We start from the raw sequence: 22,027 nt of genomic DNA, 5'->3' as shown, positions 1-22,027 counted from the left end.
TTACGACATGGAATGGCGAAGTCTTTGCTGCGGAACGCCGGCCGCCGTCAACTGCTCGGCGAGAATCGGAAGCGGGTTGTGCACGAACACAGCCACCTGCAGATCGTCGCCGAGGTCGCACGCGGCGGCCACCGAGCCGACGTTGATCGGATCCAACTCGGGGACATCGGCGAGGTCCAGGATCAGGCGCAACGGCCGCACGCGGCGCACCGTGTGCACCAGCACCTGCCGAAGCTCGACCGCGTTGTCCAGACCCACGACGCCGTGCGGAGCGATCACCACGCTCCCGTCGGCGCTCGTCCGCACTTCCAGCACAGAGCCGCGCATCGGGTCACCCTTCGTTACCGTGCGTTCAGCCGCCGGACCACCTTACGACGCAGATTCATCCCCCGTGAAGGAGGTGTGTCGCGGATTGCTCGGGAAACTGGAGACATCCCTCCTCCGGGGCAGTCTTGCACGAAGATGGGTGGGGCGCCGCTCGTGGCTCACGAGAATGGGGCCGTGCCAAGCAACGATCCGGGAGCCGCCGATCATGACGCTCGAAGTTGAACCCGTAGCCGGGGCCGATCTCTCCGCCTTCGTGCTGAACCTGCTGGACGACCATCTGGCAGCGATGCGGGAGATCCGCGAGCGACTACGACCCGGCGGCACGATCACCCCGGGCGGGCGGCGGACGATCGCCCTGGACAGCATCACGATCGCGGAACGTTACGCCGATCGGATGACGCGCGCGCTGAGCGAGCCACCGCTGAGCTTGCGCCACCCGTACGCGGAGCATGAGCCGCGCCTCTGACGCGAACGTGTTGACTCGTCAACATTGATGCAGTCAACACGTCAACACATCCAGTCAACACAACGCGCCCAGCCGAGGCCCGCGCGTGCAGTCAGGCCCGCGCGTGCAGTCAGGCCCGCGCGTGCAGTCAGGCCAGCGCGTGCAGTCAGGCCAGCGCGTGCAGTCAGGCCAGCGCGTGCAGTCAGGCCAGCTGGTGCAGCCAGGCCGGCGCGTGCAGTCAGGCAGGCACGTCAAGGCCGCCATTCGCGGTCGAGGATCGCGTAGAGGTCGGAGTCTCGCCAGCCGTCGCGGATCAGGATGGTCTCGCGCAGGCGGCCCTCGTGGGTCATGCCGATCTTGGTCAGAACCCGGGCCGAGCCGGTGTTGCGCGGGTCGCAAGTGCCGTACACCCGATGCAGCTGGTGCTCCTCGAACGCGATCCGCAGCAGCTCGCGGGCCGCGGCCGTGGCCAGGCCCCGCCCCCAGGCGCGCGGATGGATCCCGTACCCGATCTCGCCCTGCCCGTTCCCGCGCAGGTGCAGGTCGGCGATCCCGAGCACCTCACCGCCGGCGAGGACGACGTGCGGGAAGCTCGTCTGCGGCCGCTGGTGCCAGAGCCGCGACGCCTCCCGCACATACGACTGCGTCTCGGCCTCGGTGTTCGGCCCCCACGCCTGATACCGGCAGGAGTCGAGCAGCCTGGCCCAGTCGTGCACGGCCGGCCAATCGTCGAACTCGAGGGGCCGCAGCCGCAATTCCTCCATCAACCGATCTTGCATCAGGACGGCCTCAGGAGGGGGTCCCGAACGGAAGCCGGATCCATCCCAGCGACCGCGCCAGCGAGCGGTACAGCGGATACCCGCACAGCACCCCGAGGGCGATGGCGATCATCGACCAGACCGTGCCGAACAGATCCTCCGCCGCGGCGATGGTGTCCTTGTCCAGATATTCGGTGACGCCGATCAATCCCAATGCGCCGGGAACCAAGAGCCAGAACGCGGGCAGGAATGACACCAGAGCGGGCGGTCCGGACGGCCGGCGCTCGACGAAATAGGCGACCGGCGTCATCGCGAGCGCGCCGAAGAATCCCGATAGGTATCCGCCGAACAATTGATTGCCGATGAATTGTCCGATCCAGGCCGCGGCCAGCACGACCAGCAGCCACGGCAGCGAGCGATGGGGCGCCGAGTGGTACAGATACGTGCCGACGCCGACCACCAGCACGCCCAGCCACGGCGCCCACCAGCCGATCAGGTTCTGCGGACTGTCGATCAGCACGTCGGCGGCCGGCAGGTTCACCATCTGCGTCGCCGCCGTGATCCCGAAGGCCAGCAACAGCAGCTGAAGCGTCCCCGACACCAAGCGGCTCGCCCCGGTGATCATCTCGCCGGCGGAGAGCTCGACCACCGACATGGTTAATGCCGCCCCCGGTAGGAAAGTCACCAGCGGCGCGATCATGGCGCGCAGGTCGGCGTCCGCCCAGCCGGGCGCGGCCAGCAGGAACGTGGTCGAGGCGACGACGAACGACACCACCACCGGCATGATCAACTGCAGGCTGGGGAACCGGCCGCCGACCAGCTTGAGCGCGCCCACCAGCAGCCCGAACAGGCCGGCCAGCACGAGATCGCCCCACGTCGGCTGGAGCACCAGGCAGATGCCCACGGTCAGAACCGAGTGCCCGAAGATCGTCAGCAGCCGGCCGAACCGCGGCCGCATCTCGACGATCTCGAGCACCCGCCGGCTGCCCTCGTCCGGCGAAAGTTCACCGAGCTTCGCTTCGCGAAGCAGCTGGAACAGCGCCGCGGTCTGGTCCAGCCGGAGAAACCCCCGCAGGGTCCGGGTGGGTTCGAGAGTTGCCGCGCGTCCGGGTTCGAGCGAGATCTCGACGTACGTCGGGAGCACCGCGACCCGCGCATGCGGGGCGCCATAGGCCGCGGCCACCTCGATGATGTGGTCCTGGATCTCGTTTACCGCCTCACCCGCCGCGGTCAGCCCGCTGCCGATGAACAGCAGGAACCGCAGCAGCGCCCGCTCGTCCCCGGACGAGATCAGCGCGGCCTGGTCAGCGCCGGTTTCCCGCATAGTTCTTCAGGAACAGCGCCTCCACCAGCGCCATGTGCTCGATCTCGGACGGGTCGACGCTCTCGTTGGGGGCGTGGATGAGGCAGCGCGGCTCCTCGACCCCGATCAGCATGATCTCGGCGTCCGGGAAGGTGTCCTGGAAGACGTTGCACAGCGGGATCGAGCCGCCCTGCCCCTCGACCAGCGCCTGCCGCCCGTACGAGTCATGCATGGCACTTGTCAGGGTGTCGTAGGCCGGGCCGCTGGTCGAACCGCTGAACGGCTCCCCGTCGGCCTCGCGCTCGACGGTGACCTTGGCGCCCCAGGGAGCGGCCTGCTTGAGGTGCTCGATCAGCGCCTCCTGCGCCTGCTTGGCGTCCATGCCCGGCGGCACCCGCAAGTTGATCCGGGCTCGCGCGTGCGGTTGGATCGCGGCCGACGAACCGACCACCGGCGGGCAGTCGATGCCCAGCACGGTGACGGCGGGCCGTGCCCAGACCATGTCGGCGACCCGCGCGTTGCCCAGCAGGCTGACGCCGCTGAGCACGCTGGCGTCCTCGCGGAACTGGTCGGGCGGGTAGTCGGCGCCGGGCCAGACCTGGGTGGTGTCCAGGCCGTTGATTGTCGTGTTGCCCTCCTCGTCGCGCAGCGTCGAGAGCATGTGGACAAGTGCGGCCAGCGCGTCGGGAGCGGCTCCGCCGAACATCCCGGAGTGCATCGGGCCGGCCATCGTGTCCACGCTGACCACGACGTTCGCGAGACCGCGCAGGGTGCTGGTGACCGCGGGCACGCCGACCGCGAAGTTGCCGGCGTCGCACACCAGGATCGCGTCGGCGCGCAGCAGGTCGGCGTGGGTGGGCACGAACGCCTCGAGGCCGCCGGTGCCCTGCTCCTCCGAGCCCTCCCCCACGATCTTCACCGTGACCGGCAGCTTGTCGCCGAGCGCCCGCAGCGCGGTGAGGTGGGTGACGATGTTGCCTTTGCAGTCGGCGGCGCCGCGCCCGTACCAGCGGCCGTCCACCTCGGTGAGCTCCCAGACCGGCGTGTTCCAGGCGGCGTCGTCGAGCGGCGGCTGCACGTCGTGGTGGAAGTACAGCAGCACCGTCGGCGCGCCCTCGGGACCTTTGATCTCGCCGCAGACGGCCTTGCTGCCGTCCGGCGTCTCATAGGCGGCGACGTCCGCGAATCCAAGTTCACGGAATGTCCCCAGCAGCCAGTCGACCATGCCGTCGCACTCGCTGACCGGGAACTGCGCGGCGTCGTGGACCGATTTGAAGGCCACCATCGCGGCCAGGTCGTCCTTCGCCCGCGGCATCAGCGACTTGATCCGGCCGCGGAGCACCTCGTCATCTACCACGTTCGTCTGCCTTCCTCGTTGTGGGCACCGGAGCGGATTCACGTCTGGAGCGGCCGGGCCACAGGAACCGGACCACGATCAGCGCGGCCAGCACGATCCCGCCCGTCACGAGCAGCGCGTCCGCGATGCCGTTGCTGAAGCCGGCGGCGACCGCCGCGGTCACGGAACGGCCCAGGTCGGCCGGCAGCTGGGCGATGGCGTCCTGGAACGACGCGGAGCCGACCAGCGCGTTCTTGGCGGTCTCGATGTCGGCCGCGGACAGGCCGGCATCGCGCAGGGCGTCCTCGCTGGCACCGGCCGAGAAGCCGCGGGTCAGCGCGGTCAGCACCGCCACGCCGAGGGCGCCGCCGACCATGCTGGACATCTTGAAGACGCCGGCCGCCGACCCCGCGAGGTCGATCGGGACGTCGCCCACCGCGGTGTTGGAGATCGGGGTGGACAGCACGCCCAGGCCGATCCCGATCACCAGCAGACCGGCGGCGAGCAGCCACAACGTCGAGTCCGCGGAGAGAAAACCGAGCACGGCGAGACCCGCCGCAAGAACAAAGAGCCCGATGAGTACGGGCATTCGCCCACCGCGCCGCGATTCGAGTTTCGAGCCCTGCGGGATGAACAGGAAGATGCCGAGCGTGGACGGGAGCATCAGCAGCCCGGCCTCGACGGCGCCGTACCCGCGAACGTTCTGCAGCCACAGCACGAGCAGGTAGCTGAGCCCGCCGAACGCCAGGTTCATCACGAGGTTGGCGGTGAGGGCGCCGTCGTAGGCGCGCAGCCTGAACAGGCTCAGGTTGACCAGGGGGTCCTTCACGTTGCGCTCGATGGCGTACCAGGCGAGCACCAGGGCGACGAACGCGACAAGAAGGCCGATGACGAGGGGGTCGCCCCAGCCGACCGCCGGGCCGTCGGTGAGCGCGAAGAGCAGCGCGAAGATCGCCAGGCCGATCGTCGCCAGGCCGAGCCAGTCGATGCGGCGCGACGCCTCGGGGTCGCGGGACTCGGGGGTGCTGGCGCGCAGGATGAAGTACGTGGCGATGCCGAGCGGGATGTTGATCCAGAACAGCCATTGCCAGCCAAGGCCGCTGGTCAGGATGCCGCCGATGGCCGGGCCGATCGCCTGGCCGCCCCACGCGACGGCCTGCCAGACGCCGAAGGCCGTCAGCTCGGCCGGGCCGCTGAACTCGGCCGGGATCAGGGCGAGCGTGGCCGGCAGGATCAACGCCGCGCCGATGCCCATCAGGCCGCGGCCGGTGATCAGCACGCCGACGTTCGGCGCGAGCGCGGCCACGATCGAGAACGCCGAGAACAGCACGATGCCGAGCCCGAGCATGCGTCGCCGGCCGAAGATGTCACCGAACTTGCCCGCCGCGATCACCAGGGCGCCGGTGACCAGGCTGAACGCGTTGTTCGCCCACTGCAGGCCGGACAGGTCGGCGTGCAGGTCCTCGGCCATCGTCGGGATCGCCACGCCGAGGTCGGCGAAGGCCAGCCAGACCAGCCCGGCCGCCGTGCAGATGGCGGCCAGGGACAGCCAGCGGCTCCCGGTCGTCGCCGGGCCGGCGGTCTTGGCGTCACTCACGCGGCCCAGTCTCTGGTTCGCGCCCGCCGGTGGTCTTCATTCGCGGCGGATGGGCTTTGTGAACCGCCGTTCGCCCCTGCCACCGCGCCTGTTCCGTGCGTGCCGGTCTCATCCGCGCCGGGCGATGTGTCGATCGGCGCCGGTACCGAGACTGACGAGCGTCCGACTTGGGAGGATCGCATGGCTGACCTGGACGCGAAGGCTTCGACCGGCAAGGCCGCCGGCCTCGGGGTGCTGATCGCCGCGTGTGTGTCGACCCTGGTGGTGAACGCGAACACCTCGGCCGTCACCATCCTGCTCCCCGCCATCAGTCAGGACACCGGGACCCAGGTGGACACCCTGCAGTGGGCGGTGACCGGCTACATGCTGGTCGGCGCCGCGGTGATCGTGACCTCCGGCGCGCTGGGCGACGTGTTCGGCCGGCGCAAGATCTTCCTCGGCGGCCTGCTGCTGTTCGTGGCCTCTTGCGTGCTGATCGCGCTCTCCACCGCCGGCGCCGGCGTGATCGCGGGCCGGATGATCCAGGGCGCGGCCGGGTCGACGATCCTGGCCTGCGGCATGAGCCTGCTGTCGGTGGACTCGTCCGGCTCCGGCCAGATGAAGGCGATCACCCTGTGGGGCGCGGCCTCCGCGGCCGGCGGCGCGGCCGGGCCGCTGGTCGGCGGCGTGCTGGTCGACGCGACCGGCTGGCAGGGCCTTTTCTGGATCGACGCGGTGATCGCGGCTGCCTGCATCCCGATCACGCTCTTCATGGTCAAGGAGTCCAGCGACCCGAACCGGTCCCGCTCGATCGACTGGGCCGGCACCGTGCTGATCGCGGTCATCCTGGTGCCGCTCGTCCTGGCCCTGAGCGAGGGCGGCGACTGGGGCTGGGCGTCGCTGGCGACCATCTCCTGCTTCGTGATCGGCGCGCTCGGCGTGGCCGGCTTCATCTACGCCGAGAAGCGGGTCTCCGCGCCGCTGGTCGACCTCGCGCTGTTCCGCAACCTCGTCCTGGTCGGCTCCACCCTGGCGATCCTCATCGTGGCCGGCACCATCAACGGCCTGATGTACGTGCTGAGCCTGTACTTCCAGGATCCCGGCGGCTTCGCGTTGAGCGCGCTGCAGGCCGGCCTGGCCACCCTGCCCGCCGTGGCCGTGATGATCGCAATCACCCCGCTGATCACTCCCGTCGCCGTGAAGATCGGTTCACGTCAGGCGGTGGCGCTCGGATTCATCCTGTCGGCGGTGGCGTTCGCCGCGCTGGGCTTCGCCAAGTCGTCCTGGTCCTACGGCTACTTCGTGCCTCCCCTGGTCATCATGGCGATCGGCCTCGGCCTCGCGAACGGCCCGGCGTCGTCGGCGTCCACGTCCTCGGTCGAGCCCGCACAGGTCGGCCAGGCCTCCGGGATCTCGAACATGGCCCGCTACGTGGGCGGCTCGCTGGCCACTGCCGCGACGGCCACCGTCTACGCCGCCGCGATCGCCAACCACAAGGCGGCCGGCGCGAGCGACGCCGACGCCCTGGCGGCCGGCCTGTCACGCTCCGCGATCCTGATGGCGATCATGGCAGGTTGCGGCGTGCTGCTCGTGGCGCTGCTGGGCCGCCACCGCCCGCGCAAGGTGAGCACCGGCGCCGCCGCCGCGTCCTACTCCCACACGATCCCAGTCGCCGCCGACCACTGACCCGCCCGGCCGCCCCGGCCGCCTCAGCTCCGCCGTTCGCCGCGCGGGCCCGCACCCCGCGCTGCTCTCGGTGGCCGCCTAGCCCTTTCGCCGCGGGTGCCCACCCCGCCCTGCTCTCGGTGGCCGCCTCGCCCTTTCGCCACGCGCGCCAACACCCCGCACTGCTCTCGGTGGCCACCTCGCCCCTTCGCCGCGGGCCGGACTCGTCGAGCGCCGACCCGGACGGCGAAAGGCGGCGCGTGTGCCTTCGGTGCACAGCCGCGGTGGCTTCCGGGCATATCGGCGGTGAAGGGCGTGCAACGCTTCCGGGGTGCCGAACGTGTCTCCCTTGTGGGCGCCAGTAGCGAGCCGGTCAGAGCCGGCACCATCAGAGCGGACAGGCCGTCGGTCGTGACGGAGCTCGCCGGGTTCGACGAGTTCTACGCGGCGCACTACAGCGGGCTCACCGTGCAGCTCTACCTGTACTTCGGCGATCGCCAGGAGGCGCACGACATCGCGCAGGAGGCGTTCTGCCGTGCCTACGCCCGGTGGGGCGCCGTCTCGGCGTACGAGGACCCGGTGGGCTGGGTGCGCCGGGTCGCTTGGAATCTGGCGTTGAGCCGCTGGCGTCGTACGAGATCGGCCTTGAATTTCTTGAGACGCCACGCACGGCTCGAGCCTCCCGCGGAAGGGCCCAGCCCGGAACGGGTCGCGGTGACGGCCGCGCTGGCCAACCTGCCCGAACGGCAACGGCGGGCGGTGGTCCTGCGCTACATCGGCGACTTCACCGTGCCCGAGATCGCGGAGCGTGAAGGCGTCGCCGAGGGCACCGTCAAGTCCTGGCTGCACCGGGCCCGGGCCGCGCTGGCCGCCGAGCTCGACGACGAACCCGAGGGAGACCAGCGATGAGCGACAAAGTCGAAAGGATGCTCGACCGGGCACGCGCCGACGCCATGCGGGACGTCGTGCCCCCGGGTGTGGACAACGTGCGCCGGGCCGTGCGACGCACGCGAACCGTCATTAACGTCGGGGGCGCCGCACTGCTCACCGCGGCGACGATCGGCCTGACCGTCCTGGTCGGCCAGGCCGGGCCCTCCGCGCCGTCCGGCAGCCAGGCGGCCGGCGGGAGAACCTCGGCGGAGCCGTCCTTCCCGGTGCGAATCCCGGAGCCGGACCCGACCGAGCAGAACCGGATGGACGCCGCGAGCGCCGCGCTCGGCGACCCGAACGTCACCCCGTGGACGATGGCCACCGCCGGCATGGTCGCGGCCGACTACGAGAACCATGTGAACGACATCCCCGAGGGGGACTACCACATGTACGTCTTCTGCGTCGGCGAGGGCACGGTCCAGGTCACGGTCAAGGCCCAGGATTTCGGCAATCAGGTGCTGGCGACCGGCTCGGTGCCGTGCGGGGAGGACTTCGTGGCCGGCGAGCTGAAGGTGCACCAGCCGATCACCGGCTACCTGCGGGTCTACCTGAGCGGCGACAGCAGGGCCAACGCGGGGGCGGCGTTCGCGTTCAAGTTCGTGAACACGAGGGGCGAACCGTCCCGGGGAAGCCTCGGCCCCCGCTGATCTGGCCGGTCAGAGCTCGCCGAAGAACGCCCGGACGTCGTCCGCGAACAGCTTGGGCTCCTCGGCGGAGAGGAAGTTTCCGCCGGCCGGCAGCTCGGTCCAATGCGTGACCGGCGTGTCCCGCTCCGCGAAGCGCCGGACCGTGATGTCGGTGACGCCGAGCGCGACGCCCAGCGGAACCGTCGACTTCTCCTTCGGCGCCCACGCGGACGGGTCGTGCGCCGCTTCCCAGTAGAGGTTGGCCGAGCTGCCCGCGGTGCCGGTGAACCAGTAGAGGCTCACGTTCGTCAGCAGGAGGTCGCGGTCGATCTCGGAATCGGTCCACTCGACGAACTTCTCGGCGATCCACGCGAGCTGACCCGCCGGCGAGTCGTGCAGCGCGTAGGCGAGGGTCTGCGGCCGCGTGGACTGGATGACGTTGAAGCCCATCTTGTCGTCGCGGAACTCCTGCAAGCGGCGGAGCCGGTCCTGCTCGGCCTCGGTCAGGCTCGACAGGTCGTCGGACGGGAACGGGAAGGTGATGTGGCCGTTCACGTGGACGCCGATCACGTTGGCCGGGCGCTGGCGGCCCATCTCGACGGCGATCGCGGCGCCGCCGCCGGTGCCCTGGACGCCGTAGCGGTCGTACCCGAGCCTCGCCATGACCTCGTTGAAGGCCGCGGCGCTGCGGGAGGTGGTCCAGCCCTCGCTGAGCAGCGGGCCGGAGAAGGCGACGCCGGGGTTGCTGGCCAGGACCAGGTGGAAGTCGCCGCGCAGGGCCTCGACGACCGGCAGGTACAACGCGAAGGAGCCGGGCCAGTCGTGGCTGATCAGCAGCGGCACGGCGTCGGGGTTGGCCGAGCGGACGTGCGCGAAGTGGATCGGCTGCCCGTCCACCTCGGTGCGGAACTGGGGCAGCGCGTTGAGCCGGGCCTCGGCGGCGCGCCAGTCGAACTCGCGCTCCCAGTACGTCACCAGGTCGCGCATGTAGTCGACCGGCACGCCGCGGCGCCAGCCCTGGCCGGGGATCTCGGGGGTCCAGCGGGTGCGGGCCAGGCGGTCGCGCAGGTCGTCGAGGTCGCTCTGCGGGATGTCGATGCGGAACTCGCTGATCATCGTGCTCGCCTCCGGTCGTACGATCTGATTTAGGAACGGAATGCTTTGTTCTGTTTCGACTCTAGCAGAGCGGAACGATCCGTTCCAGTGCTAGCCTGAGAAACATGGCGAACACCGCGGGACGCGCACGCGAGGCGGCGCGCAACGACGAGACGATCCTGGCCGCGGCGCGCGAGGTCTTCCTGGCGGACCCTCGCGCGCCCATCTCCGCGGTGGCCGAGCGGGCGGGCGTCGGCATCGGCGCGCTGTATCGCCGCTACGCCGGCAAGGAGGACCTGCTGCGCACCCTCTGCCACGACGGCCTGCGGCGCTTCATCGCCGAGGCCGAGCGCGCGTCGCGGGAGGACGACGACTGGACGGCCTTCGAAACTTTCCTGCGCGCAGTCGTCGACGCCGACGTGCACTCGCTGACCGTGCACCTGGCCGGCACGTTCGTCCCGACCGCCCAGATGAACGCCGACGCCGTCCGCGCGAAGGAGCTGGCCACAACGCTCTTCTCGCGGGCGCGGCGATATTTCCGGCCCGGCGCGGTCCCCGACGACATCACGATGCTGCTGGAGATGTGCGCCGCCGGCCGCGCCAGGGAGTTCCGCCGCCGCTACGTCGTCGTCCTGCTGGACGGCATGCGCGCGGGCGGGGAGATGCCGGGGCCGCCACCCGCGGGCGCGGCGCTGGGCCGGCGCTGGGGAAAGCCTTAATGGCGTTGACACGGACAGCAATCGGCGGGGACATCTGCCGCCGCCACGATGCTCGGTATGAGGATCATCGACCGGTCCCGGACGGCACATCTGGCCGCTGACCTGATCGACGTGGCCGCTGTGTTCTTCGCAGTCGGCACCGCGCACCTGTTCGTCACGCTGCTCGGCGAGCACGCCCACGGCGCCGCGATGCTCACCGCGAGCGGCGCCATTCTCGTCGCCGGCGCAGTGCTGCGGAAACGCTGGGCCCGCCGGCGCCGGGCCACGGTCCCGCGCCGGCACGCCGCGCTGCCCGACCTGCTGGCCATCCCGGCCCGCGAACGCACGCTGATGCGCCTGCGCACCGCCCTGCCGGACCGCCCCGGCACCCTGGCCGCGCTCAGCGGCCGCCTGGCCGACCGGGGCATCAACATCCTGGCGATCCAGATCCACCCGGCCGAGCACGGCGCCGTCGACGAGCTGCTGGTCGCCGTCCCGCGCGAGCTGACACCCGACGACCTGCTGGCCACCGTGGCGGCCGGCGGCGGCGAGCTGACCGAGGTGATCCCCGCCGACGCCCACGACCTGGTCGACCCGGCCACCCGGGCGCTGACCATCGCCCGTCACGCCGTCGCGGGCCGGACCACCCTGGACGAGGCCGTCCACCGCCTGCTGGACGCCGACCTGACCGCCACTCCCCCACCGCCCGGCGTCCACGCGGCAACCCTGCACGCCGCCTCGGGCGAGCCGCATTTCCTGACCCGTACGCGGCCGGCCTTCACGCCTACCGAGGTGTCCCGCGCCCAGTCGCTGATCGACTTGTGCGAGGCGCTGTCCCGCCGCTGAACGCGCGCACGGCCGCGAAATCCTGCGATGTCAGACCGGCATAGCGGTCGACGCGCGCGCCGTCCGCCGGATCCAGGCGCTCGAGGAGGGGTTGCCGGGGTCCGGCGGGGACAGGGCGCGGGAGCGGAACGGGATCAGCGGGCCGTCGACGTCCAGGAACAGCAACGGCCTCACGCGACGAAGATGCAGAACGGGTGGCCGGCCGGGTCGGCGTAGACGCGCAGGGGCTCGTCGGGGTCGTCGCTGCGGTCGTAGAGGAGTTTCGCTCCCAGGGCCAGCGCCCGCTCGTGCTGCTTGTCCAGGTCGGGCTTGGAGTCGACGGTGGTGTCGAGGTGCAGCTGCTGCGGCACCGCGTTGTCCGGCCAGGTCGTCGGGGTCAGCGAGCCGGTCTGCTGGAAAGCCAGCTGCGGCCCGCCGTTCGGATTCTGCAGGACCAGCCAGTCGTGGCCGCGCTCGTCGGGCTCGCCGGCGGCCGGCGGCTCGTCGCCGGGGCGGTACTCGAGGCCGAACAGCTTGCGGTAGAACTCGGCGAGCTGCCGGACGTCGGTACCGTCCAGGACGGTCTGCAGCAGCCTCGGGAATGCTGTCATATCCCTCAGCAAACCACGACTCGGTTCCGCCCGCTCTCCTTGGCGCGGTACAGGGCGAGGTCGGCGCGGGCCAGCATCTGGTCGAGCGTGGCGTCGGCCGGGTCGAGCTGGGTGAGGCCGACGCTGATGGTGACCTTCAGTGGGCCGGCCGCCGTGGCGATGGGGGTGTCGGCGACCGCGCTGCGCATGCGCTCGGCCAGGTCGGGGGCGCTGCCGTCGTGGTCGGGCAGGACGACGGCGAACTCCTCGCCGCCGTAGCGGCCCAGCACGTCCGAGTGGCGGATGCTCGCCCGGACCCGGGCCGCGACCTCGCGGATGACCTCGTCACCGACGCCATGGCCGTACGTGTCATTGACGCTCTTGAACTTGTCGATGTCGAGCATGACAGCGGCCAGATCGCGGGACCCCCGGGCCGCCGACGACACGAGGGCGGTGGCGATCGCATAGAAATGCCGGCGGTTGTGCTGCCCGGTGAGCTCGTCGGTGGTGGCGAGCTCCTGCACGCGGCTGAAGAGGCAGGCGTTGAGGTAGGCGCTCATCCCCTGCGTGGCCAGCGCCGCCGCCACCTGCACCGCGCTGTCGTCGAAGCTGTCCGCGCCCAGCACCACGACCCCGCTGCGCCCATCCCGGTGATCAAGCGGCACCACCAACAGCCTTTGTCCGTAAATTTCGGACAAGTCGTTCGCGGCAACCACCGTCGGCATCAGCACGTGCGGCAGAGAAACAGGCAACGCACCGCCCAAAACGGACGGGTCGGCTTTACCGGTCACCTCTACGACAACGGACCCATCGGCGCTGAGCAGGCAACCGGCCTGAGCGTCGAGCTGCCCCGCCAGCATCCCGAAGAGGCTGCTCAGAAGCCGAGCCGGGTCGTGGATCCCACTCAACTCGGCCAGCGACGCCCGCAACATCTCGGCGAACGCCTGCTGCTGCTGAGCCGCCGCCAGCGAAAGGTGCAGCTGCGCCGCCCGCGCCGTCTCCAGCGAGACCGCGACGTGGCTGGTGACCCCGATCAGCACCTCGACGTCGTCGTCGGTGAAGATGCCGCGCGCCATCCGGCTGTCGAGATACACGACGCCGAGCGTGTTCCCCTTGAACTGCACCGGAACCACCATGATGCTGCGCAGCCCGTGCACCACCGCGCTGCGCGACCCGAGCGCCGCTCCTTGCTCGGTCCCGGTCAGCACCAATGCTTCCCCGCTGGAGGCGACCCGCCGCACGAGCGTCGCGCCGTACCCGGAGGTGGGAACCAGGTCGGTCCCGTCCGCGCCCCGCCCGGCGAACAGCGCCGGCGAACCCGCCTCGTCGAGCAGGAAGAACAGCGCCCGCTCGGCCCCGAGGATCCGCAGCATCTCGTCGAGCGCGACCCGGGCCAGCTCCTGCGGGTCGAGCACCGTCGCCGCCGCCGCGCCGACCTGCTGCAACGCCTCGAGCCGCCGGCTGCGCCCGGCGTCGCCGCGCCGGTCCACGACCGTGCCCCGGTTGGTGCCGGCGTCCTCGGCGCCGAACTCGGTGCGCGCCTGCCGCCGCCGCGACTCCCAGCCGTGCACGGTCGCCAGCGACAGCGCGATGCGCGCCTGCCGATCCGACTCGTTGACGAGACCGAGGGCCCGGAACGCCCGCGCCCGGAACCGCGCCACCTCGAAGTGCACGAGCGGCGCGTCCGCCATCCGCGCGATGTGCTCGGCCTTGTCGCTCCACTCGATGCACTTGCGCGGCTCGCCGAGCATCTGCGCCAGCGCCGCCTCGCCGATGAGATACGCGGCGTCGAGCAGTGGCGAGCTTTTGCGCACCCGCCGCAGGTCGGCCACCGCGCCACGCGCCGCCGCGATGCGGGCCGGCCGGTTCTCGTCGGTCGCCATCCGCAGCTGCGCCATCCGCCCGTGGGACTGGAAAGCGAAGAACCACTTGTGCTGCGTCATCATGTCGCGCAAGCGCAGCCCGAGCCCGCGGAACTCGGTGACGATCGCCTCGAACGGCTCGCCGAACTCGCCCTGCTCGATGGCGGCGCACGCGGCAGCGACGAGCATGTTGGCCCGCTGCACGGTGGTGCCCTCGCCCTCGGGCGTCGTGGCGCGCCACTCCGCGAGCGCGGCCGCGGCCTCGCCGTGCCGGCCCTGCATCGCCGGAATCATCACCGCGAGCATGCCGAACGAGGTGCCGCGCACCCGGGACAGGTCGTTGAGGCGCTTGACCCCGCGCTCGTACTCGGCCTGACTCTCCACTGTGTACCCGCGCAGCATCAGCCGCAGCCCGACGGTGGCGTAGCCCGGGATGAGCTGCGCCGGCCCGAACCAGCGCGCGTTGCGGGCGATGGTCTCCTCCCAGGCGCTGCCGTCGTCGAATCCACCGAACAGCCAGGCGCAGCCGCGCAGCCATTCGACGTAGGCGGTCAGCGCCGGATCCCCCAGCTGCGCGGCGACTTCGGCGGCCCGGTTGAGGCAGCGGTCGGCGGTGCCGCGCAGCTTGACCACGGCGGCGACGTAGCCGACGAGCGCGTAGACGCGAACGTATTCGGGGCAGGGTCCGAGCCTGTTCACCGCGTACATCGCGCGCATCGCGAGGACGCCGGCCTCGCGCAGGCGCAGGCCGATCCCGGCGGCATAGCCACCGGCATCCAGGGTGGCGGCAAGGGCGGCGAGATCGTCACGGCGGCGGCCCCGGGCCTTTCCCAACCCCCATCCCGTACGGCGTACCGCGCCGCCCGCCAGAGCGATGCCGACCGTGGAGGCGATCAGGCCGAGCGTGTTCGCGGGCAGTGGACGGCCGAGCTCGGTGAGCGCCGCGGCGGTGGCGGCCAGCGCCCGCTCGTCGTCCCAGAGTGTGTGGTGCAGCTCGATCCGGGTGATGAGCAGCCGCGCCCGGGCGCGGCGGTCCGCCTCGGCGGCGAGCGCCCGCTCGATGGTCGCCCCGGCCTCGGCGAAGCGGGCCGCGCGCAGATACGCCATCGCCAGCGGGTGCAAGACGGCCGTGCTGGGCGCCGGGTCGCCGTCGAGAGCGTCCTCGAGGTAGCCGACCGCCTCGGCCGGCGCCATGTCGTCGAGGGCGCGCAGGCCGGCGGCCAGGGCGCTGCGACGGCGTTTCCCGGCGGGAACGGCGTCGCCCGCGCGGCGGTGATGGCGGGCCACCGCGTACACGTGGTCGGCATCCCGCAACGGCTCGGGCAGGCTCTCCAAAGCGTCCGCGATCGCCGCGTGCAGCCGGCGGAGCCGCTGCTCGCCCACCCCGTCCAGCAGGGACTCGCGCAGCAGCGGGTGCAGGAAGACGAACCAGCCGCCCGGCCGCGCCTCGACGACCCGGCGCTCGACGGCGGCGCCGACCGCGGCCACCACCTGGTCGGCCTCTCCCCCGGCCGCCACCAGGGTCTCGGTGCGGAAGCGCGGGCCGGCGACGGCCGCCGTGACCAGGAAGTCACGGTCGCCTTCGGTGAGCGTGGCGAGCCGCGACGCGAGCAGCGCGCGCACGTCCTCGGCGGCCGGCAGAGCGTCGGCGCCGGCCACATCGAAGTGCCAGGCGCCCCACAACGGGGTCAGTAGCCCGGCGTCGAGCAGCCGCAGCAGATAGGCGACCACGGCCAGCGGCGACCCGTCGGTGCGTCCGGCGATGTGCGCGGTGAGCTCGGCCGGCGCGGTCGCCCCCGGCAGCCGCGACGCCACCAGCCCGGCGACGGCGGCGTGGTCGAGCGGCAGGCAGTCCAGCTCGAGGTCGACCGGCAGCGCGGTCGGCTTGCCGGCCCCGGACCGCTCGGTCAGCAGCATCAGCAACGGCAGCTTCGGCAGGTCTGGCGCGAGCCGGCCGAGCACCTCCCGGCTGCCCGCGTCGAGCCAGTGCGCGTCGTCGCAGAGCAGCATCAGTCCACTGTGGGCCTTCGCGAGCTCGCCCAGAAACGTTGCCACGGCGGCGAAGAGATGCTCGTCGCGGGCGTCGCCCGCCTCGCCGACGACCGCCTCGAGACGGGGGCTGAGCCGGGCCACGAGGGACGCGCCGGCGACGTCGGCGGCGTCGCGGACGAGCTGCTCGGCCTCGGCGCGGGCCGGTCCGTCGAGCAGCGCGATCCGCTGCAGGTGCCCATCGATCGCGGCGCGCAGGGCGGCCAGCGGCAGGGCCTCGTCCTCCTGGCAGGCGGCCCGCAGCACCGGCACGTCGGTGACGAGCGCGGCGGCCTCCTCGGCGAGCCGGGTGCGGCCCGATCCCGCCGGCCCGCGGATGACGGCGACGCCGCCGCGGCCGGCGCGGGCGCGGCGCCAGCGGTTGGCGAGGTCCTCGCGCTCGGTGTCGCGGCCGCACAACGGCCAGCTCGCCGCGGCCGGCTCGGCCGCCGCCTCGCCGCCCGGGCAGGCGCGCAGGGCGGTGATGAGGGCGGCGGCATCGGGGTAGCGGTCGTCCGGGTCCTTGGCGAGCAGCCGGGTCACGACGGCGGCGAGGGCCGGATCGATGCCGGGGATCTCGGGCACCGGCGCGGTCAGGTGCAGCCGCAGCAGCTGCCCGACGTCCTCCGCCTCGAACGGGAGCCGCCCGGTGAGGCACTCGAAGAGCACGACGCCGAGCGAGTACAGGTCGGAGCGGCCGTCGACCGGGCGCTTGAGCATGCCGGACTGCTCGGGCGAGGTGTAGAGGAACGTGCCGACCGCGCGGTCGTCGTCCTCGGGCACCGCGCCGAGCAGGGCGAGGCCGAAGTCGATGAGCTTCGCCGGCCGGCCCGGCGACATCATGATGTTGCCCGGCTTCACGTCGCGGTGCACGAGACCGACCCGGTGCGCGGCGGCCAGGCCGCGGCCGAGCCGGCTGGCGAGCTCGACGACCCGCTCGGGGGCGAGCGGCCCGTGGGCGAGCTGGTCGGCGAGGGAGCCGCCCGGGATGTATTCGAGAACCAGGGCGGGCGCGCCGCCGTGGAGGCCGGCGGCGTGGATGCGCGGCACGCCCGGGTCGTCGACACAGGCGAGGAGCGCGGCCTCCCGGTGGAAGGCGGTGAGCACCCCGGGGTCGTCGGCCCCGTCGGGGTTGGGGCGCTTGAGCGCGTACGTGTCATCGCCGCGCCGGACCCGGTGCACGGTGGTGAACGCGCCCCGGCCCAGCTCGTCCTCGACGGTCAGGCCGGTCAGGTCCTGGTCACTCACTGGCACCCACTCCGCAACTGAAGGTTCGTAGCTCTTCATCGGCAGGGCGGGCCGGGACTTGAACCCTGTAGCACTTGTTATAGTTGAGATAGAACAAGTAAGGTTGCTACATGCTCTGGAGGATCGACCCGGCCGGCGACGACGCGCTGTATGCGCAGCTCGTCGCGCAGGTGCACCTGGCCGTCGCACGCGGCGACCTGGCTACCGGCGACCGGTTGCCGGCCGCGCGCGAGCTGGCCGGCTCGCTCGATCTCAACGTCCACACCGTGCTCAAGGCGTATCAGCGGTTGCGCGACGAGGGCCTGATCGAGCTCCGCCGCGGGCGGGGCGCCGTGGTCACCGCCCGGGCCGCCGCCGGCCTGCCGCCGGTCGAGAAGGCGCTCGCCGCCCTCGTCCAGGCGGCGCGGGCGGCCAACCTGTCCGCCGAGACAACGGCCGTACTGGTCAAGGAGGCAATGAGCCGATGACGAACTCGAGCGCCCGGAAGGTCGTGCTGTGGTCCTCGCTGACCGCGCTGGTCCTCGTCGCCGTCGCGGCGGTCGTCGTGTGGTCCTGGCGCGACGACCTGCCCGATCCCGTCGCCTCGCACTGGGGCGCGGGGTCCGCACCTGACGGGTTCACGTCGCTGGGAGCGTTCGTGCTCGGCGTGGTGGTCATGGTGGTCGTGTTGTGCGCCCTGTTCGGCGTGATCGGCTGGCACTGGGGCAGTTCGGCGGTGACCCGCCGGATGGTCGCGGCGTCGTCCGTGTGGATCGGCGGGTTCGGGGCGAGCCTGCTGCTGTTCCTCCTCGGCGCCCAGCGCGGGCTGGCGGACGCGGCCCAGGCGACGCTGCCGGGCTGGACGCTCGCCGTCACGATCGTCCTCCCGCTGCTCCCGGCGATCGTCGCGGCCCTGCTCGTGCGCGGCGACCGGCACGACCCGGCCACCACCCCGGTGGCGGCGGACGCCGCCCGGATCGCCCTGTCCGGCGGCGAGCGCGCCGTCTGGATCCGGCGGGCCGACGGCGGTACCGGCCTGGTCGTGGGCGCCATCGCGATCGCCGGCCTGGTGCTGCTCGCCGTGGCGCTGCGGCAGTGGGCGCTGCTGATCGTGCCCGTCCTGCTGGCGGTGGTGTTCGCAGCCATGTTCGGCTTCACCGTGCGGGTCGACGCCACCGGCCTGACGGTGCGCTCGCTGGTGGGCTGGCCCGGCACCCACGTCCCGGCCGACGAGGTCGAGCGGGCCTCGGTCACCGAGGTGCGCCCGATCCGTCAGTTCGGCGGCTGGGGCTGGCGCGTGGGACGGGGCGGCCGGGTCGGTGTCGTGCTGCGAGCGGGCAACGCCCTGCTGGTCGAGCGGACCGGGGGCCGCTCGCTGGTCGTCACCGTCGACGACGCCGCCACCGGCGCCGCCCTGCTCAACACCCTGGCCGACCGGGCGAGGTCGTGAGCCGTCCTCAGCACTCGACGACGGTGACGGCCAGGCCGCCCAGCGACGTCTCCTTGTACTTGGTCGACATGTCGCGGCCGGTGTCGCGCATCGTGCGGATCGCGGTGTCGAGGCTGACGCGGTGGCTGCCGTCGCCGCGCAGGGCGAGGCGGGCCGCGTTGATGGCCTTGACGCCGGCGATGGCGTTGCGCTCGATGCACGGCACCTGCACGAGGCCGCCGACCGGGTCGCAGGTCAGCCCGAGGCTGTGCTCGAGGGCGATCTCGGCCGCGTTCTCGACCTGCGAGGGCGTACCCCCGAGAACCTCGCACAGACCCGCCGCCGCCATCGCGGCCGCGGAACCCACCTCGCCCTGACACCCGACCTCGGCGCCGGAGATCGAGGCGGCGCCCTTGATGAGGATCCCGACCGCGGCCGCCGTGAGCAGGAAGCGCACCACGCCGTCGTCGCCCGAGCCGGGCACGAAACGCCGGTAGTAGTGCAGCACCGCGGGGATGATGCCGGCCGCGCCGTTCGTCGGGGCGGTCACCACCCGGCCGCCGGCCGCGTTCTCCTCGTTGACCGCGAGGGCGTAGAGGTTCACCCAGTCGATCACGTGCAGGGGATCGTCCGCGTCGGGCCGTACGACCAGATCACGCCACAGAGCCGGCGCCCGGCGACGGACCTCGAGCCCACCCGGCAGGATGCCCTCGGCCTGCAGGCCGCGCTCGACGCAGCCGCGCATCACCCGCCAGATCCGCAGAAGCCCCTCGCGGATCTCCTCGTCGGTACGCCACGCCCGCTCGTTCACCCGCATGATTCCGGAAATGTCGGTTTGGTGCGACGAGCACAATGCGAGCAGCTCATCGCCGGAAGAGAACGGCAACGGCAAAGCGGTCAGATCGGTAGCGAGCCCCTCCCCTTCCTCCACGACAAATCCGCCACCCACGGAATAGAAAGTGCGTTCCGCCAGAAGGACCCCGTCAGCCGTCCAAGCCGTGAAAGTCATCCCATTCGGGTGGAAAGGCAGACTCCGCCGCCCATCAAGGAGCACTTCGACCGGAACCGCTCGCTCGCCGGCCAGCAACACGTTCCCGCTCGCCTGAATTGCCGCGACCCGGGCCGCGACCGTGGAGGTGTCGACGGTCGCCGGGTCCTCGCCCTCGAGCCCGAGCAACACCGCGGCATCCGAGTGATGGCCGCGCCCGGTCGCTCCCAGAGAGCCGAGAAGCTCCACGCGGAGACGGCCCGCCTTGGGCACCTCGGCGGCGAAACGGCGGGCGGCCCGCATCGGCCCCACGGTGTGCGAGGACGACGGGCCGATCCCGATGGAGTAGAGGTCGAAGGCGCTGACCGGCACGAAAGGCTCCCCTGTCGAGGGTGGCCTCCCCGCTCTGTCATGGGTACCTGAGAGCTTCACCGCCTCTGGTTCGAGGCGGTTTGCACCGTGGGTGCGGGACCACGTCGTCCCGGCTTTCCAGAGGCGCCTGCCATGCGGCGGTATCGGGGCCTGAGAGATTCCCGGGGAGGGTTTGCTCCTTCGGCGCCCCGGTGGCGGCCGGGGACTCTCCCGCCGTGGTTCGTACGGCGCGATCTTCGGTTGTGCTCCCGAGGGTACAGCCGCCGGCGCGCGCGTCAACCCGCTCAGTCCGGCGCGGAGGCTGCCGAAAGGGGAAAAGGAGGCGAACATGACATTTGTACGACGACTGCGGCTCGGCGCGCGCCTTGGGGCATGTTTCGCCGTCGTCCTGGTGCTGCTCGGCGTGGTGGTGGCGATCGCCGTGGTCGCCCTGCAGCGCCAGTCCGACTCGACCGCCAAGGTGCGCGACCTGCAGGTGCTGCGCAAACAGGTCGACGAGCAGAAGTACTACGACGCGGACATCTCGGGCTGGCAGCTCGCGTACGCCTGGGACGTCTACCGCCTGAACCCGCAGAAGGCGGTCGACCCGAAGTCGGACAACCGGGCCGGCTACCTGGCCGACGTCGAGCTGCTCAAGACGCTGCTCGACGAGACCCGCACCGACCTGATGACCGGCGAGGAGAAGACCATCTTCGCCGACCTCCAGCAGCAGTGGGTGTCGTACTTCGACTACGACGACCAGATCTCCGGCGCGTTCGGGAAGGGCCAGGTCGAGCAGGGCAACGCGCTGATCCTCGGGCCGAGCTACGAGATCTACTACAAGATCGTCGAGGGCACGAACAAGCTGGTCACGTCCGTCGCGACCCGGGCCGAGGCGACCACCCGGTCGGCCCAGAGCTCGGCGGCGGCCGCCCGCGACGCCACGCTGATCGCCTTCGCGGTGGCCGTGATCGCCGCGATCCTGCTCACCGCGGTCGTCACCCGCAGCGTGGTGCGGCCCGCCGGCCGCGTCATGGTCGCGCTGCGGAGCATCGCTTCCGGCGATTTGGGCGTACGCCTGAACGACAGCGGAAGCGACGAGTTGTCGGACATGGCTCGTGCCGTCGACACGGCGGCCGAGGGCGTGCGCGCCACGATCGTCGAGATCAGCGACGACGCCCGCGACCTGGCCGTCGCCGCGGACACCATGTACCGGGTCAGCGGCCAGATCGACGGCGCGGTCAACACCGCCTACTCCGAGGCGGACCGCGTCGCCGGGACCGCGGGCGGCGTCTCCGGGAACGTGCAGACCGTCGCCGCCGGCGCCGAGCAGATGGGCGCCTCGATCTCCGAGATCTCCCGCAACGCGGCCGACGCGGCCGGGGTCGCCTCCGGCGCGGTCACCGCCGCCCGCGACACCAGCGCCACCATCAACCGGCTCGGCGAGTCGTCGGAGCAGATCGGCGCGGTCGTCACCACGATCCAGGCGATCGCCGCGCAGACCAACCTCCTCGCGCTCAACGCGACCATCGAGGCGGCCCGCGCCGGCGAGCTGGGCAAGGGCTTCGCGGTGGTGGCCAGCGAGGTGAAGGACCTGGCGCAGGAGACGGCCCGGGCCACCGAGGAGATCGCCCAGCGGATCCAGTCGATCCAGCACGAGACCGGCGAGGCGGTCACCGCGATCGACGGGATCAGCCAGATCATCCAGCAGATCAGCGACTACCAGACGACGATCGCCTCCGCGGTCGAGCAGCAGAGCGCGACCACGGCCGAGATGAACCGCGGCGTCACCGAGGCGGCCGACGGCGCGAGCGCCATCGCACAGGGCATCTCCTCGGTGGCGCAGTCCACCGCGAGCAGCCGGGACGCGGTCGGCGAGGCGACCCGCGCGGCCGGCGACATGCACGCCCTGGCGGCCCGCCTGCGCACGGCGGTCGACCGCTTCACGGTGTGAGATATTCCTACATA

Annotated in this window: 19 protein-coding genes and 1 riboswitch; of the genes, 9 read left to right on the top strand and 10 right to left on the bottom strand. The window is 71.8% G+C overall.

The window, feature by feature from the left end:
* A complete protein-coding gene (locus tag ACQPZX_RS22250; RefSeq protein WP_433383759.1) occupies nt 1-327 on the bottom strand; it encodes a hypothetical protein in 327 nt (108 codons plus the stop codon).
* 205 nt (nt 328-532) lie between these two features.
* On the opposite strand from ACQPZX_RS22250, the gene ACQPZX_RS22245 reads away from it, so the two are divergent.
* Complete coding sequence (locus ACQPZX_RS22245) at nt 533-793, top strand: hypothetical protein (RefSeq protein ID WP_433383758.1); 261 nt, start codon at nt 533-535, stop codon at nt 791-793.
* A gap of 230 nt (nt 794-1,023) precedes the next feature.
* Here ACQPZX_RS22245 and ACQPZX_RS22240 read toward each other — a convergent pair whose 3' ends face one another.
* From ACQPZX_RS22240 to ACQPZX_RS22225, 4 genes are read right to left on the bottom strand one after another with little or no spacing between them, the layout of a single operon-like run.
* On the bottom strand, nt 1,024-1,536 hold the full coding sequence (locus tag ACQPZX_RS22240) for a GNAT family N-acetyltransferase (RefSeq protein ID WP_433383756.1): 513 nt from the start codon (nt 1,534-1,536) through the stop codon (nt 1,024-1,026).
* A 25-nt stretch (nt 1,537-1,561) separates the two neighbouring features.
* Nucleotides 1,562-2,854, bottom strand: coding sequence for a threonine/serine ThrE exporter family protein (locus ACQPZX_RS22235; protein WP_433383755.1), 1,293 nt, complete (start codon nt 2,852-2,854; stop codon nt 1,562-1,564).
* Nucleotides 2,835-4,190: a dipeptidase gene (locus tag ACQPZX_RS22230; RefSeq protein ID WP_433383753.1), complete on the bottom strand. Its 1,356-nt coding sequence runs from the start codon at nt 4,188-4,190 to the stop codon at nt 2,835-2,837. The genes ACQPZX_RS22235 and ACQPZX_RS22230 overlap by 20 nt, the downstream gene beginning before the upstream one ends.
* Nucleotides 4,180-5,766 carry an MFS transporter gene (locus ACQPZX_RS22225; RefSeq protein ID WP_433383752.1) on the bottom strand — a complete coding sequence of 529 codons (1,587 nt, stop codon included), beginning with the start codon at nt 5,764-5,766 and terminating at the stop codon, nt 4,180-4,182. The genes ACQPZX_RS22230 and ACQPZX_RS22225 overlap by 11 nt, the downstream gene beginning before the upstream one ends.
* A 180-nt stretch (nt 5,767-5,946) precedes the next feature.
* Between ACQPZX_RS22225 and ACQPZX_RS22220 the strand changes: the two genes are divergently transcribed.
* The 3 genes from ACQPZX_RS22220 (at nt 5,947) to ACQPZX_RS22210 (ending at nt 8,987) form a co-directional block, all read left to right on the top strand.
* The gene (locus tag ACQPZX_RS22220; RefSeq protein WP_433383750.1) at nt 5,947-7,431 is read left to right on the top strand and encodes an MFS transporter; all 1,485 of its coding nucleotides are present in this window, start codon (nt 5,947-5,949) and stop codon (nt 7,429-7,431) included.
* 390 nt (nt 7,432-7,821) lie between these two features.
* The gene (locus ACQPZX_RS22215; RefSeq protein WP_433383749.1) at nt 7,822-8,319 is read left to right on the top strand and encodes a SigE family RNA polymerase sigma factor; all 498 of its coding nucleotides are present in this window, start codon (nt 7,822-7,824) and stop codon (nt 8,317-8,319) included.
* Nucleotides 8,316-8,987, top strand: a complete 672-nt coding sequence (locus tag ACQPZX_RS22210; RefSeq protein ID WP_433383747.1) for a hypothetical protein — start codon at nt 8,316-8,318, stop codon at nt 8,985-8,987. The genes ACQPZX_RS22215 and ACQPZX_RS22210 overlap by 4 nt, the downstream gene beginning before the upstream one ends.
* Nucleotides 8,988-8,996: 9 nt before the next feature.
* Here ACQPZX_RS22210 and ACQPZX_RS22205 read toward each other — a convergent pair whose 3' ends face one another.
* Nucleotides 8,997-10,082 carry an epoxide hydrolase family protein gene (locus ACQPZX_RS22205; protein ID WP_433383746.1) on the bottom strand — a complete coding sequence of 362 codons (1,086 nt, stop codon included), beginning with the start codon at nt 10,080-10,082 and terminating at the stop codon, nt 8,997-8,999.
* Nucleotides 10,083-10,186: 104 nt separating this feature from the next.
* On the opposite strand from ACQPZX_RS22205, the gene ACQPZX_RS22200 reads away from it, so the two are divergent.
* Together ACQPZX_RS22200 and ACQPZX_RS22195 are read left to right on the top strand one after the other, a co-directional pair.
* Nucleotides 10,187-10,780: a TetR/AcrR family transcriptional regulator gene (locus ACQPZX_RS22200; protein ID WP_433383744.1), complete on the top strand. Its 594-nt coding sequence runs from the start codon at nt 10,187-10,189 to the stop codon at nt 10,778-10,780.
* Between the two features lie 57 nt (nt 10,781-10,837).
* The gene (locus ACQPZX_RS22195; protein WP_433383742.1) at nt 10,838-11,605 is read left to right on the top strand and encodes an ACT domain-containing protein; all 768 of its coding nucleotides are present in this window, start codon (nt 10,838-10,840) and stop codon (nt 11,603-11,605) included.
* Between the two features lie 30 nt (nt 11,606-11,635).
* On the opposite strand, the gene ACQPZX_RS22190 is transcribed toward ACQPZX_RS22195, so the two are convergent.
* Genes ACQPZX_RS22190 through ACQPZX_RS22180 form a run of 3 tightly spaced genes read right to left on the bottom strand, consistent with a single transcriptional unit; the run spans nt 11,636 to nt 17,312 of the window.
* Nucleotides 11,636-11,779 carry a hypothetical protein gene (locus ACQPZX_RS22190; RefSeq protein ID WP_433383740.1) on the bottom strand — a complete coding sequence of 48 codons (144 nt, stop codon included), beginning with the start codon at nt 11,777-11,779 and terminating at the stop codon, nt 11,636-11,638.
* Nucleotides 11,776-12,195 (bottom strand): VOC family protein, encoded by a 420-nt coding sequence (locus ACQPZX_RS22185; protein WP_433383738.1) that lies wholly within the window; start codon nt 12,193-12,195, stop codon nt 11,776-11,778. Before ACQPZX_RS22185 ends, ACQPZX_RS22190 begins: the two co-directional genes overlap by 4 nt.
* 5 nt (nt 12,196-12,200) lie before the next feature.
* Entirely contained in the window at nt 12,201-17,312 is a 5,112-nt protein-coding gene (locus ACQPZX_RS22180; RefSeq protein ID WP_433383736.1) for a diguanylate cyclase, read from the bottom strand.
* 110 nt (nt 17,313-17,422) lie between these two features.
* Here ACQPZX_RS22180 and ACQPZX_RS22175 point away from each other — a divergent pair, with 110 nt between their 5' ends.
* Entirely contained in the window at nt 17,423-17,779 is a 357-nt protein-coding gene (locus ACQPZX_RS22175; RefSeq protein ID WP_433383734.1) for a GntR family transcriptional regulator, read from the top strand.
* Nucleotides 17,776-18,741 carry a hypothetical protein gene (locus ACQPZX_RS22170; protein WP_433383733.1) on the top strand — a complete coding sequence of 322 codons (966 nt, stop codon included), beginning with the start codon at nt 17,776-17,778 and terminating at the stop codon, nt 18,739-18,741. The genes ACQPZX_RS22175 and ACQPZX_RS22170 overlap by 4 nt, the downstream gene beginning before the upstream one ends.
* A gap of 7 nt (nt 18,742-18,748) precedes the next feature.
* Here the strand turns inward: ACQPZX_RS22170 and ACQPZX_RS22165 are convergent, their stop codons facing one another.
* Nucleotides 18,749-20,080, bottom strand: a complete 1,332-nt coding sequence (locus ACQPZX_RS22165; protein ID WP_433383731.1) for an L-serine ammonia-lyase — start codon at nt 20,078-20,080, stop codon at nt 18,749-18,751.
* Between the two features lie 128 nt (nt 20,081-20,208).
* Nucleotides 20,209-20,303, bottom strand: a riboswitch (glycine riboswitch).
* 168 nt (nt 20,304-20,471) lie between these two features.
* On the opposite strand from ACQPZX_RS22165, the gene ACQPZX_RS22160 reads away from it, so the two are divergent.
* On the top strand, nt 20,472-22,013 hold the full coding sequence (locus ACQPZX_RS22160; protein ID WP_433383729.1) for a methyl-accepting chemotaxis protein: 1,542 nt from the start codon (nt 20,472-20,474) through the stop codon (nt 22,011-22,013).
* The last annotated feature ends 14 nt before the right edge of the window (nt 22,014-22,027 follow it).

The organism is Actinoplanes sp. CA-142083, from assembly GCF_050942195.1.
In the GTDB taxonomy this organism is placed as follows: domain Bacteria; phylum Actinomycetota; class Actinomycetes; order Mycobacteriales; family Micromonosporaceae; genus Actinoplanes.
The sequence above is the reverse complement of the archived record's forward strand: the minus strand, read 5'-3'. Positions and strand labels throughout refer to the sequence as shown.